Source organism: Hymenobacter metallicola (assembly GCF_004745645.1).
GTDB classification, from domain to species: Bacteria; Bacteroidota; Bacteroidia; order Cytophagales; family Hymenobacteraceae; genus Hymenobacter; species Hymenobacter metallicola.
In genome coordinates this window covers 995535-1008896 of the sequence record NZ_SRMB01000001.1, presented here as the reverse complement: position 1 = coordinate 1008896, position 13362 = coordinate 995535, and the positions used below count along the sequence as shown (strand labels likewise).

Sequence of the window (13362 nt, the reverse complement as noted above, 5' to 3'; positions counted from 1 at the left end):
TCCTACTGGTTCATCCGTCTAGTACTCTTTAAATACGGCTACCCGATAAGTAACTGGTAGCCGATGCATAAAATGGTATTGAGGCCCTTGCGCGGAAAGCTGCTGCCTTGCACCTAATTGCTGCACCGTGCGCAGACTACAGCAGGACATAGGTTTTTAGCAATGCTAATGTTTTTGGGAGTAGTAGGCCGGGGAAAAGACAGTGTATCGACCAAAGGGGGTTGTTTGTTACGAGAAAAACTTCCGGCATGGCTTGCGCCTGGCTAATAAAATTAGGAACTTTATGGCTCTGCTTTGCATTAGAAATGTTGCGTTCTGCGTAGCTAGCGGTACTTTTGATATTCCCAGGTTCCGTCGTGGCGGCCCGGGCGCTGCTGTTTTCTTCGTAGCTTTTACCCTGTCGCCATGAGTTAAGTCCTGCAGTTTAAGTGCCCGCACCCTTTTTCGGGCGGGTTTGTTACGTGAAAAGCCTTTCGGTTTTGCGGCCGGGAGAGAGGTACAAGAACATAAAGCGTGGCAAGCGCCACACCCTACCGTGTCAGAAGAGAAGAACCCCCAAGATCCTAATTCCGAAGAGCAGCCCAACCTGTTTGGCGCCGGCGACTCCTTCGAGTTTGGGTCTGCCACGCCCCAGGATGCCGATGCCGCTGGCGAGGAAGCTCCCGAATTTGTCGTTAGCGAAACCGGCGAGCTGCTGCTGGCCGAGTCGTCGGCCGACGTGGAGGCCATCACCCAGCCGGTTCCGGTGACCGAGGAAACTGAGGAGGAGCCCAAGTTTGCCCCCGGCGAAACTATTCACGACGTGGCTACCGTGGCCGGCATGTACCAGAACTGGTTTCTGGACTACGCCTCCTACGTAATCCTGGAGCGGGCCGTGCCCGCCATCGAAGACGGCCTCAAGCCCGTGCAGCGCCGCATTCTGCACGCCATGAAGGAAATGGACGACGGCCGCTTCAACAAAGTGGCCAACGTCATTGGCCAGACCATGCAGTACCACCCCCACGGCGACGCCAGCATCGGCGACGCCATGGTGAACCTGGGCCAGAAGGATCTGCTGATCGAAACCCAGGGCAACTGGGGCGACATCCGCACCGGCGACGGGGCGGCTGCCCCGCGTTATATCGAAGCCCGCCTGAGCAAGTTTGCCCTCGATGTGGTCTTCAACCCCGACATCACCGAGTGGCAGATGAGCTACGACGGCCGCAAGCGCGAACCCACCACGCTGCCGGTGAAATTTCCCTTGCTACTGGCCCAGGGCGTGGAAGGCATTGCCGTGGGCCTGAGCACCAAGATCATGCCCCACAACTTCCGCGAGTTGTGCAAGGCCAGCATCGACGTGCTCCGGGGCCGGGACATTCAGCTGTTCCCGGACTTTCCCACCGGCGGCCTCTGCGACGTGACCAACTACAACGGCGGCTTGCGCGGGGCCAAAATCCGCCTGCGCGCCACCATCGAGAAGGTCGACAAGACCATGCTCGTCATCCGCGACATTCCCTACGGCACCACCACCACGGCGCTGATGGAAAGCATCGTGAAGGCCTCGGAAGCCAACAAAATCAAGATCAAGAAGGTAGTCGACAACACGGCTGCCGAGGTAGAAATCCAGGTGCACCTGCCCACCGGCGTGAGTCCCGACCTGACGATGGACGCCCTGTACGCTTTTACCGACTGCGAAATTTCGATTTCACCCAACACCTGCGTGATTATCGAGGAGAAGCCGCGGTTTGTGGGCGTGGAGGACATGCTGCGCCTGAGCACCCAGAAAACGGTGCGCCTGCTGGAGCGGGAGCTGGAAATCCGCCAGGATGAGCTCCAGGAAAAGTGGCATTCGGCTTCGCTGGAGAAGATTTTCATTGAAAACCGCATCTACCGCAAAATCGAGGAGTGCGAAACCTGGCAGGATATTCTCGATACCATTGAGAAGGGCCTGAGCAAGTTTGTGCGCGTGGAAGGCTCCAAGGCCAAGGCCGACGACCAGCGCATCGTGCTGCGCCGCCCCATCACCGAGGACGACCTGACCCGCCTGACCGAAATCCGCATCAAGCGCATCTCCAAGTACGACGGCTTCAAGGCCGATGAGTACATCCAGAAGCTGGAAGCCGAGCTGGCCGAGGTGGCCGACAACCTGGCTAACCTCACCCGCTACGCCATTGCCTACTTCGAGGGCCTCCTGAAAAAGTACGGCGCCGGCCGGGAGCGGAAAACTCAGCTGCGCACCTTCGACGTGGTAACGGCTCAGAAAGTGGCCGTGGCCAACCAGAAGCTCTACGTCAACCGCCAGGACGGCTTCGTGGGCTACGGCCTTAAGAAAGACGAGTTTGTCTGCGACTGCTCCGACCTCGACGACATCATCGCCATCAAGCGCGACGGCACGTTCACCGTCACCAAGATTGCCGAGAAAACCTTCGTGGGCAAGGACATCCTGCATGTGGGCGTCTACAACAAGAACGACGACCGGCTGGTCTACAACATGATTTATCTGGACGGGGCCTCGGGCATCAGCTTCGCCAAGCGCTTCCTGGTCACGGGCATTACCCGCGACAAAACCTACGACCTGACCAAGGGCACCAAGGGCACCAAGACGCTTTACCTAACGGCCAACCCCAACTCGGAGTCGGAAATCGTGAGCGTGCAGCTCTCGGATAAAGCCCCGGCCCGCGTGAAGCAGTTCGACTTCGACTTTGCCGAGCTGGCCATTAAGGGCAAGGGCTCCATGGGCAACATCGTCACCAAGCAGCCCATCAAGAAAATCACCCAGAAAAGCCTCGGCGACTCCACCCTGGGCGGCCGGGAGGTCTTCTTCGACGCGGTGGTGGGTCGCCTCAACACCGCTGGCCACGGCCGCTACCTGGGTACTTTCGACACCGATAACACGGTGCTGGTGGTCTACAAGGATGGTAGCTACGAGCTCAAGTCGCCCGACCCGGCCCACCACTTTGATGTGCCCAACATCGTGCTGCTGCGCAAGCTCGAGCCCGACACCGTGCTCAGTGCCGTGTATGCCGAGGGCGAAACCAAGACGCACTATATCAAGCGGTTCCGGATTGAAACCAGCACCCTGGAGAAGCGCTTCGTCTTTATTTCTGAAACCAAAGGCTCCAAGCTGCTCTGCGCCACCTGCTTTGGCGAACCCCAGGTGGAAATCAAGCTGCAGCGCGACAAAAAGGCCGACAAGGAAACCGAGAAGCTCCACCTGCACGAGTTTATCGACGTGAAAGGCTGGAAGGCTATGGGCAACAAGCTCAACTACTTCAAGATTCACGCCGTGACCCTCACCACCGACGAAGGCCCCGAGCCGGAACGGCGGCAGGTAGCCAAGAAAAAAGGGCCGGCCACAATTCCTCGTCCAACCTCCGGGGGAAGCGAAGAAAGTGGCCCGCTGCCCGAAATGTCGGGCCCAGTAGACGTAACCAGTGAAGACGTCGAGCGGGCCCAGGCCATTCTGCGGCGGCCCAAAGCTCAACTCGGCTTGTTTTAAACAAAAGCTACCCCAGTTGCGAAGCTGGGGTAGCTTTTTTGTGTTCTTGCGAAACAAAACCAAATTCGGCAGTCCGCTCGCCTGGGCTGCCGTTGTTCGTTGCACCATTGCTACTTCCTGTTCATCTGGGTTATTGGGCTAGAAAATGCCTGTTGCTTTTCCTGCTTATAGCAGGAGCCGGGCTGTCTGTTGACGTCTATGGCCAACCCAGTGCCCCCGATGTCAGCAAGCTGCTGGCCGAAGCCCGGGGGTTGCAGCAGCAGTACAAAGAATCGGAGGCCCTGGCCAAGTACGAACAGGTGCTCAAGCAGGCCCCCGGCCACTACGAGGCCCTGTGGCAGGCGTCGGTTCTGAGTGTCCGCATCGGCACGCGCTACACCGACGAAACCCGGAAGGCCGCGTATTTTGCCGCCGCTCGCCTGTATTCAACCCGCTCCCTGGTCGTAAAACCAGAAGCAGCCGAGTCGAACTATGCCGAAGCCTTGGCCTTGGTGAATCAGGCCACCTTACTCAGCGCCCGGGGCCGCCTAGTGGCCTACAAGGAAATGAAGCCTTACGTCTTCAAGGCCGTGGAAAAGGCGCCAAAATGGGCCGACGCCTGGCAGCTCCTGGGGCGCTGGCACTACCGCGTGGACCACTACAACCCCCTGGAGAAGTTTTACAGCCAAGTGTTTCTGGGCGGTATGCCCGGCAGTGCCAGCACGCCCAAGGCCATTGAGGCCCTGATGAAGGCCCACGAGCTGGAGCCTAAGAAAATACAGTTCTGCTATGACCTGGCGCGGGTGCACCTCAACCAGGGCCAGCGCACCCGCGCCAGCAACGTCCTGCAGGAAGCAGCGCAGTTGACGCCTCTAACCAGTGAGGAGCTGGAAATGAGTCGGCGCTGCCGGGCCATGCTGATTCAGCTGAATAAGAAAATGCTCAAACAGCTCCACCATAAGGTTAAAAAGACGCTGTAGGGCGCGGGTTGCCCGCCGCCGCGTATCTTTGCCCAGTGCTTTCCTACCCGCTATCTGCCGTGAGCCTTCTTCGTTTTTTTCTGGGTATCAGCGTGGGTGCCGGGCTGCTGGGGGCCTGCGAAAGCGCCCCGGCCAGCCGGACGGAAACGATGGTGAACTTGGCCACGGTACAAAGCGGTCCGCAGCTACAGGCGCAGGAGCTGGAAGGCGCTATTGTCCGCCAGCCCCGCAATGCTTCCCTGTATGCCCGTCGGGCGGCTTTTCGCCTCGATGCCGGCCAAGTAGCAGCGGCCCTGGCCGATATCAACAAGGCCATTGACCTCGACGACGCGCCGGGGGAGTTTTACTTTACCAAAGCCCGGGCCCTGCGCGCCCAGGGCCGCTTGCAGGCGACGCTGGAGGCGGCCCGGGAAGCTTCCCGCCGGGGTTTTTCTTCCCCCGAGCTCAACTTGCTGGTAGGAGAGACCCACCTGGCGGCCCGTCACTACCAGGATGCCATCGACCAGCTGGACCGCACCCTGCAGCAGGAGCCCGACCACGCCGGCGCCCTGTTTTATAAGGGAGTGGCCTACATTTCCCTGGCCGATACCGTACAGGCGCTGCAGTTTTTGCGCGCCAGTATTGCCCGCGACCCCCGGCAGCCGGAAACCCTGCACCAACTCGCCTTTCTGTCGAATGCTTACCGCCTGCCCGCCGAGGCGGTGGTCTACACCAAACGGGGGCTGAAGCTGGCTCCCCGCTATGGCTTGCTCTGGTACGACCACGGCCGGCAGTTTGAGCTGCAAAGTCAGCCCGACAGTGCCCTGCGGTGCTACTCCCGCGCCATCAGCCTCGATACAACCCTGTACCGCGCCGATTACCGCCTGGGCCTGGCTGCCTTCAAGCAGCGCCAGTATGCCACGGCCATTCCGCACCTGCAGCGGGCCGTGCGCCGGGCCCCGCGCCTGCCCAATGCCCGGCAAATGCTGGCCGAGAGCTACGAAAGCCTGGGCCGTAATGCCGAGGCTTTGGGGCAGTACCGCCTGCTGGTAGCTGAAAACCCCGGCAACCGGCACTGGACCTACAAGGTGTGGAAGGCGGGTGAAAAGGTTCGGCAGCTGCGTGGAGATACCCTGTATCGCCGTCGATCTGCCGAGCCCATTGCGCCCCTAGTGCAGCGCTTCAAGCCGTCGGTAATTAATTAGGGCGGGCAAAATAGCCTGCCGGCTTGCACTGGCTAAGCCAAACCAGGCTCCAGGTTCCGGAAGAGAGGTGCGGCTATAAAAGCCGGGCGCTTGCCCGTTGGCTCTTAACCGGAAAGCAGCATGGTGTTGCTTCCGGTAAGGCTGCTTTTTGGCTCTTCGTGCGGCCCCGGATACTGTTGGTTGCTGTGGTGGTCAGATACAAAATCCTGATTCCTATAGGACCAATTCTATACTTGGCCGCTAAAAACCGCCTTAAGCTGCTAACTTGCGGGCTAACGCTGTTTGTATAGCTACTTTATTTCCCACTCATGATTGACATCACGCTTCCCGACGGCTCGGTCCGCCAGTTTGAAGCCGGCGCCACCGGCTACGACGTGGCCGCCAGCATCAGCGAAGGGCTGGCCCGCAACGCCCTGGCCGTCCGCGTAAACGGGGAGGTTCGCGACCTGAACCGTCCCATCGACCACAGTGCCAAGCTCGAAATCCTGACCTGGAACGATACCGACGGCAAGTCCACGTTCTGGCACTCCTCGGCTCACTTGCTGGCCGAAGCCCTCGAGGCCCTGTACCCCGGCGTGAAGCTCGGCATTGGCCCCAGCATCGAAAACGGCTTCTACTACGACATCGACCTGGGCGAAGGCCGCACGATTTCGACGGACAACTTCCCCGAAATCGAAAAGAAAATGCTGGAGCTGGCCAAGAACAAGAGCCGCTACGAGCGTCGCGAGGTGAGCAAGGCCGATGCCATTGCCTACTTCACCGAAAAGGCCGACCCCTACAAGCTCGACCTGCTGGAGCGCCTCGACGATGGCAGCATCACCTTCTACCAGCAGGGCGACTTCACCGACCTCTGCCGTGGGCCCCACATTCCCGATACCTCGCCCATTAAGGCCGTGAAGCTGCTCAACGTGGCCGGGGCCTACTGGCGTGGCGACGAGAAGAACAAGCAGCTCACCCGCATCTACGGCATCACCTTCCCCAAGGCCAAGGAGCTCACCGAGTACCTCGAGAAGCTGGAGGAAGCTAAGCGCCGGGACCACCGCAAGCTGGGCAAGGAGCTGGAGCTGTTTGCTTTTTCGGAGAAAGTAGGTGCGGGCCTGCCGCTGTGGCTGCCCAAGGGCACGGCCCTGCGCGAGCGGCTCGAGCAGTTCATGCGCAAGGCCCAGATCAAGTCGGGCTACCTGCCCGTGGTGACGCCCCACATCGGCTCCAAGGAGCTCTACGTGACCAGCGGCCACTACGAGAAGTACGGCGCCGACTCGTTTCAGCCCATCAAGACGCCCAACCCGGGTGAGGAGTTCTTCCTTAAGCCGATGAACTGCCCCCACCACTGCGAGATTTACAAGACCAAGCCCCGCTCGTACCGCGACCTGCCGATTCGCCTCGCCGAGTTCGGCACGGTGTACCGCTACGAGCAAAGCGGGGAGCTGCACGGCCTGACGCGGGTGCGCGGCTTTACCCAGGACGACGCCCACATCTTCTGCCGTCCGGATCAAGTAAAGGAAGAGTTTATCAAAGTTATTGACTTGGTACTCTATGTGTTCCGGTCTTTGGGTTTTGAAGATTATACCGCTCAGATTTCCCTGCGCGACCCGGAAAACAAAGCCAAGTACATCGGCTCCGACGAGAACTGGCACTTGGCCGAAACGGCCATACAGGAAGCCGCCGCCGAGAAGGGGCTGCCCACGGTAACCGAGCTGGGCGAAGCGGCCTTCTACGGTCCCAAGCTCGACTTCATGGTGCGCGACGCCCTGGGCCGCAAGTGGCAGCTCGGCACCATTCAGGTCGACTACAACTTGCCCGAGCGGTTCGAGCTGGAATACGTAGCCCCCGACAACTCGCGCCAGCGCCCCGTGATGCTGCACCGCGCCCCGTTTGGCTCCCTAGAGCGCTTCGTGGCCGTGCTCATCGAGCACTGCGCCGGCAACTTCCCGCTCTGGCTCTCGCCCGAACAGTTTGCGGTGTTGCCCATTTCGGAGAAGTACCAGGACTACGCCCAGCAGGTGTATGACAAGCTGGTGCAGGCCGAACTGCGCGGCTCCCTGGACAACCGCGACGAGAAAATCGGCCGCAAAATCCGGGATGCGGAAATTTCCAAGGTTCCGTACATGCTGATTGTCGGGGAGAAGGAGCAGGAAAATGGTATCGTCTCGGTGCGCAAGCACGGCGAAGGCGACATCGGCAGCGTGCCCTTGGAGTCCTTCATCCGCAGCTTTCAGGAGCAAGTAGCCGAAATGACGGCGGTGTAATTCGCGTGGTTACTGCGGGCGAAGCCGTGCGGCCTCCGCGCAGTACGAATAACCTTTACTCAGAAAGCCCCTTGCTACACGCCAGTAGTAAGGGGCTTTTCACCGAAAGAAACTTAGCATATTCCAGCGGACGGATGGCTTCGTCCGGCGTCCTCGCAAGGAAGCCAACTCGAGGTCGTGCCGCTTGATGCCAAGGTCTGTTTTAGTACTCGGGAGGCAATTTTATATAGCCTTTTTTGAGCGTTTGGAAAAAAAGCCGGATATTCGCCCGCTGATTGAACCCACAATGCTCCGGCAATGGTTGAGTTCAACAGCCAAAAAGTTAATCAGCTCACCTTTCAGAAGGAGGACCAACCCATAGCAACCCCAAACCGCCGCTACATTCCCCGCGCTCAGGTCGAGGAGCCGTTCAAAATCAATCAGAAGATTACGGCTCGGGAAGTACGCCTGGTCGGCGAAAACGTCGAGCAAGGCATTTATTCAATTGAGCAGGCCCGTCGGATGGCCCAGGAGCAGAACCTCGACCTGGTCGAGATTTCGCCCACGGCTGTTCCCCCGGTGTGCCGCGTTATCGACTACTCGAAATTTAAGTACGAGCAGAAGAAGCGCACCCGCGAAATGAAGGCCAAGGCTACGAAAGTAGTGTTGAAAGAAATTCGTTTCGGCCCCAACACCGACGACCACGACTTCGCCTTCAAACTTAAGCACGCCCAGGAATTCCTCAAGGAAGGCGCCAAAATCAAGGCGTACGTCCACTTTGTAGGGCGTTCTATCGTGTTTAAGGAGCGCGGCGAGATTCTGTTGCTCAAATTTGCCCAGGCGCTGGAAGACCTTGCCAAGGTTGAGCAGCTGCCCAAGCTCGAAGGCAAACGCATGTTCCTGTATCTGGCTCCCAAAGTAGCGCCCACGGCTGCCAAGCCCAAGCCCGCTGCCCCGGCCGCAAAAGACGGAGCTCCGGCACCGCGAGAAGCGCAGCCCAAGGAAGCTCAGGAGTAGGCTTGCGCCTTAAACTGCTTTTTCTTTTTTCTCAATTCATACCACAATGCCGAAAGTAAAGACGAAATCCGGTGCTAAGAAGCGTTTCTCGCTCACCGGCTCGGGCAAGGTGAAGCGGAAGCACGCCTTCAAAAGCCACATCCTGACCAAGAAGTCGACCAAGCAGAAGCGTAATCTGACGCACGTGACCTTGGTTAGCTCCGCGGACATGAACCGCGTGAAGGACATGCTGGTTATCTGATTTGTTTTTAGTTACCGGTTTTTGATTTTAAACTCTTTCCTGAGCTAAAACCAAAAACGAACAACCAAAAACGAATCACCAATTTTCAACCCGGCGTCCGGTTTCGAAGACTTCACTTGAATAGTCACCGGCCGCCAAAAACAAAGTAGGTTATGCCAAGAAGTGTAAACCACGTGGCCTCGCGCCACCGCCGTAAGAAAGTAATGCGTCTGGCGAAAGGCTATTTCGGCCGTCGCAAGAACGTATGGACCGTCGCCAAGAACGCCGTTGAGAAAGGTCTTCTCTACGCGTACCGCGACCGGAAAACCAAGAAGCGCGAGTTCCGCGCCCTCTGGATTCAGCGTATCAACGCTGGTGCCCGCGAGCATGGTCTGTCGTATTCGCAGTTGATGGGTGGCCTGAAGAAGGCTGGCATCGAGCTGAACCGCAAGGTTCTGGCCGACCTCGCCCTCAACCACCCCGCCGCTTTCAAGGGCATTGTGGACAAGATTAAGTAAGTAACCCCGCCTGGTTTACCAGGTTGGTTATTCACTGCAAAAGCCCTCAACCAATACTGGTTGAGGGCTTTTTGTTTGCCCGGGCACCTTAGCGCTGTTGGGGCCGGGCCAACACAATGATGGGCTTCTCTTTGTAGATAGTTTCCGCTACCGGCTGGTAGCCGTGCTTGGCAGCTACTCGCAGGGAAGCCGTGTTGTCGGGGTCGATGATACAGACGGTACGGGAGCAGGAGAAATGCTCCTGTCCCCAGGCCAGGGCCGCCTGTACTGCCTCTGTAGCGTAGCCTAGCCCATGAATAGCCGGGTCGAGTACCCAGCCAATTTCTGGTTCTCCTTTTAGACTGGGCGCCATATCGCGCCGCCAGTCGGCAAAGCCGACCGCCCCGATGTAGCGGCCGGTAGCGGTTTCCTCCACGGCCCAGTAGCCAAAGCCCAGTAAGGACCAATGGCCGTTGTTGCGCAGAACCTTTGTCCAGACCTCTTCTTCGGGTAGCGGCTGACCACCGAGGAAGGCATAGAACTCGGGTTTTTGAAAAATGGCGGTAAAAGCGGCCAGATCCGCAAAACGGTGCTCCCGCAACACGAGTCGGGCGGTGGATAGAACAGGAATCGGGGCCGTCAGGGGGTATAAGCTGAGCATAGAAAAGGGTAGTGACGGGCTGAATAAGCGGAATTCGGCTTTATTAGTCAAGAACAGTGCACATAGGTTGATAGTGGGGGAAAGTTGTTTATTGGAATTATTATATAAAATTCTGTTTGTACTTATTTTATCTTTGCTGTAAATAATACAATTAAATAATGTATTGTATTGCTGAATAGGTGCTTAGAAGTTATTTTTGTCTACACTCTGAGCTTCTAACAAACTTATTATGTACAAAAAACTACTTTTCACCTTCTGGCTTATTCTAGGTACTGTTGTCCAAGTTTCGGCGGCGGCTGAGACAACGACTTCTGGCGCGACTTCTTCGGCGAGCTATCCGCTCTTCAAGCGGGTTCCCAAAGACAAGACTCGGTCGGGCCGCTACATTCACCGACCTAACTACAAGCGCTACAAAGGTCCGGGCAATCCTAATCGGGGGTTTATTGCCCTGTTTAGCTAAGCATTTGCCGGGCATAAATCGGTGAACCCGGTCGGGCAGGGTATCTTTACCGGATGAAAAAGCAAATTGGGCTGCTCATGTTGTGGGCGGCTGGACTAGCAGGGCTGGCCACTTCCTGCGCGGATAAGAACGAGTCCTCGCCGGCTCCCGCTGGGGGCAGCACGGCCAGCTACACCCTCGACGGCAGGACCACCAAAGCGGCTGCCTCGACCAACGTGCAGTTTGGCACCAGCGGCGGGGATGACAGGCTGACCATTATTATGGTGAGCCAGCCCAACGGCAAAGACAATGAATTCGTGGAGGCCATCTTTACCAAGCCCACCGGCACGGCCGATGCGGAGTATCGGGCCTTGAACCTGCGGGTGGAGAACGAGAGCGGAATGAGCTATTATGCCGACCAGCTGACGATGACGCTGAGCAAAAGCAGCAGTGGCTACTCCGGTACGTTTGCGGGCAAGCGCAGTAACTCTGCTACGGTGAGCACGCTCAGCAACGGACTGTTTACCAACGTTCGGTAAGCAGACGTAGCAAACGAGGTAACACGCTCAAAAAGCCCTTTCGGCGGTAGCCGGAAGGGCTTTTTTGGGCCCTACAAGCGGGAATGGCAGCTGCCGGGCCCGGCCCGACTGCTGGTACTTAAGTGTATAATTTTGCTTAAAGCACAAAGCAAGAGTAAGTTGGGTAGCTTTAGGCGGTTCTGCCTACGTACCCAATTGCCCGGGCGCTGCTGTGCGCAGGGGCTGGTACCTTCTGTTTGGTATACACCGCTGGTTGGAATAACCGGCCGCATTCCTGACTGCCCATGCGCAACTATACGACTATGGCGCCGCTGCTGGTGCTGCTGCCCCTGCTCGGGGCCTGCACCGAGGCCCGCCGTCCGCGGCCTGCCCGGGCCCTGCCGCAGTCGGCCCAGAGCTTTGTAGCGCCCTACGGGGCTGGGTTTGGCTACGGCTGCAACCTGGGGTACTACGGGCCGGGCTGGACGGATGAACAGCTGGCCGCCGCCGCCCGCGCGGCCGGCAGCAACACCATCCGGGTGACGCTGCCGGAGCAGTTTTTAACCCAGTGGGGCTTTGGGGCCCGGCAGGCCACGTTTGCCTACTACCACGATTCGCTGGGCATGCGCGACCTGGTTTGCTTTGTGGGGGAGCCCGCGCCGGAGCACCGCGACCCGGTGGTGTATCCGGGCTGCCAGGAGCCATCCCGCTTGTTTGCCAATCTCTACGAGCCAATTTGGCAGGCGGATGGCCGTATTAACCCGGCCAACTACTACGCCGGCTATATGCACCGCCTGGTGCAGCGCTATGGCTCCACGGTCCGCATCTGGGAGGTGGTCAACGAGCCCGACTTTGTGACGGACCGCAGCAACGAGCAGTGGCTGGACCGGGCCCCGGAGCCGGCCGAAACGCCCAATACCCGGGCCCCGATTTACCGCTATATCCGCATGCTGCGCATCACCTGGGAGGTGGTGAAAAAGTACCAGCCCCAGGCCTACGTCACGCCGGGCGGGCTAGGCTACCCCGAATACCTGGACGCCCTGCTGCGCTATACCGACAACCCCCGCGACGGGGCCGCTACGGCCGAGTACCCGGCCACGGGCGGGGCTTTTTTCGACGTGCTCGACTACCATGTGTATCCTTCGTACTACCTCCGGCAGCGAAACTGGCGGCAGGCGGGGCGCTTTGCTTACCGTCGGCACTCCGATGCGGCAGCGGCGCAGGTAGTGGCGCATAAAAATGCCATGCAGGCCGTATTGCAGAAGTACGGCTACGACGGGGAAACCTACCCGCGCAAGCACTTCGTCGTGTCGGAAACCAATATCAGTCGGCGGCCGGCGGAGTGGCGCTACAGCTCGGACGAAATGCAGCGCAATTTTGGGATGAAAGCCCTGATTCTGGCCCAGAAAAACGGTATCCGCCAGCTCCATTTTTTTCAGTTGGGAGAAAAAGCCGATGCGCCGTCCCCGGGTACGACTGTGGGCGGCCCAACGGAGTTTGACCTCATGGGCCTTTACCAGAACCTGCCGCGGGCAGTGCCGGGCAGTTCCCGCCTGACGCCCCTGGGCCAGGGGGTACGCACGACGGCCACCCTACTGCGGGGCTTGGCCTACGATGCCGCCCGGACCGCCGCCCTGCATTTGCCCGCGGCCGTCGAAGGGGCGGTTTTCAGCCAGGGCCCCCGGGTGGTTTACGTGCTCTGGGCCCGTACCACCACCGACCAGAGCGAGGCGGTTACTGCGACCTACGCGTTGCCAGCCACTACGGGCCTGCGACAGGTGCGGGAGTACGCCTGGAATTATTCGGCCGGGACTGGCTCTAGGCCAGTGGTGCGGGCGGCCCAGCGCCTGGTGCTGAGTGGTACCCCTGCCTTTTTTACAGCCGCTACGCCTGCTGATGCGCTAGTCCTGAGGTTGGGACAGGCCGAAGACCCCACGGCGAAAAGCTTGCTCGTGCCCGCCCCATGACTGCATCACTCGCAAATGCCAGCAAGGGTACTAAGCTCAAGCGTGCGGGTAACATTTAATTAAATATTATCAATATTATATGGATAGTAAACGTTTGATAATTGCATTTATGGCAGACGGAGCAAACGTAAATGCGTGGACCACGTTTAGACTAAAACAAGGACTACGCCACGGGGAATAACATGCTAATGACC

10 protein-coding genes are annotated in these 13362 nt (G+C 58.8%); 9 read left to right on the top strand and 1 reads right to left on the bottom strand.

Annotation, left to right across the window (positions count from 1 at the left end):
• Positions 1–745 precede the first annotated feature (745 nt).
• From E5K02_RS04210 to rplT, 7 genes are all read left to right on the top strand, one after another.
• Positions 746–3478, top strand: coding sequence for a DNA gyrase/topoisomerase IV subunit A (locus tag E5K02_RS04210; RefSeq protein ID WP_262709846.1), 2733 nt, complete (start codon positions 746–748; stop codon positions 3476–3478).
• 152 nt (positions 3479–3630) lie between these two features.
• A complete protein-coding gene (locus E5K02_RS04205) occupies positions 3631–4437 on the top strand; it encodes a tetratricopeptide repeat protein (RefSeq protein ID WP_135392373.1) in 807 nt (268 codons plus the stop codon).
• A gap of 59 nt (positions 4438–4496) precedes the next feature.
• Complete coding sequence (locus E5K02_RS04200; protein ID WP_135392371.1) at positions 4497–5621, top strand: tetratricopeptide repeat protein; 1125 nt, start codon at positions 4497–4499, stop codon at positions 5619–5621.
• Between the two features lie 308 nt (positions 5622–5929).
• Complete coding sequence (gene thrS, locus E5K02_RS04195; RefSeq protein WP_135392369.1) at positions 5930–7870, top strand: threonine--tRNA ligase; 1941 nt, start codon at positions 5930–5932, stop codon at positions 7868–7870.
• Between the two features lie 357 nt (positions 7871–8227).
• Complete coding sequence (gene infC / locus E5K02_RS04190) at positions 8228–8866, top strand: translation initiation factor IF-3 (protein WP_135394763.1); 639 nt, start codon at positions 8228–8230, stop codon at positions 8864–8866.
• 46 nt (positions 8867–8912) lie between these two features.
• On the top strand, positions 8913–9107 hold the full coding sequence (rpmI, locus tag E5K02_RS04185) for a 50S ribosomal protein L35 (RefSeq protein ID WP_135392367.1): 195 nt from the start codon (positions 8913–8915) through the stop codon (positions 9105–9107).
• A 152-nt stretch (positions 9108–9259) separates the two neighbouring features.
• Positions 9260–9604 (top strand): 50S ribosomal protein L20, encoded by a 345-nt coding sequence (gene rplT, locus E5K02_RS04180; protein WP_100336011.1) that lies wholly within the window; start codon positions 9260–9262, stop codon positions 9602–9604.
• Positions 9605–9692: 88 nt separating this feature from the next.
• On the opposite strand, the gene E5K02_RS04175 is transcribed toward rplT, so the two are convergent.
• Positions 9693–10244 carry a GNAT family N-acetyltransferase gene (locus E5K02_RS04175; protein ID WP_135392365.1) on the bottom strand — a complete coding sequence of 184 codons (552 nt, stop codon included), beginning with the start codon at positions 10242–10244 and terminating at the stop codon, positions 9693–9695.
• A 513-nt stretch (positions 10245–10757) separates the two neighbouring features.
• Between E5K02_RS04175 and E5K02_RS04170 the strand changes: the two genes are divergently transcribed.
• On the top strand, positions 10758–11222 hold the full coding sequence (locus tag E5K02_RS04170; protein WP_135392363.1) for a hypothetical protein: 465 nt from the start codon (positions 10758–10760) through the stop codon (positions 11220–11222).
• Between the two features lie 284 nt (positions 11223–11506).
• Complete coding sequence (locus E5K02_RS04165) at positions 11507–13168, top strand: hypothetical protein (RefSeq protein ID WP_135392361.1); 1662 nt, start codon at positions 11507–11509, stop codon at positions 13166–13168.
• The last annotated feature ends 194 nt before the right edge of the window (positions 13169–13362 follow it).

Excerpts from the sequence above, each read along its gene's own strand:
- thrS (WP_135392369.1), top strand. The coding sequence starts at position 5,930 with ATGATTGACATCACGCTTCCCGACGGCTCGGTCCGCCAGTTTGAAGCC.
- rpmI (WP_135392367.1), top strand. The coding sequence starts at position 8,913 with ATGCCGAAAGTAAAGACGAAATCCGGTGCTAAGAAGCGTTTCTCGCTC.
- rplT (WP_100336011.1), top strand. The coding sequence starts at position 9,260 with ATGCCAAGAAGTGTAAACCACGTGGCCTCGCGCCACCGCCGTAAGAAA.
- E5K02_RS04175 (WP_135392365.1), bottom strand. The coding sequence starts at position 10,244 with ATGCTCAGCTTATACCCCCTGACGGCCCCGATTCCTGTTCTATCCACC.
- E5K02_RS04170 (WP_135392363.1), top strand. The coding sequence starts at position 10,758 with ATGAAAAAGCAAATTGGGCTGCTCATGTTGTGGGCGGCTGGACTAGCA.
- E5K02_RS04165 (WP_135392361.1), top strand. The coding sequence starts at position 11,507 with ATGCGCAACTATACGACTATGGCGCCGCTGCTGGTGCTGCTGCCCCTG.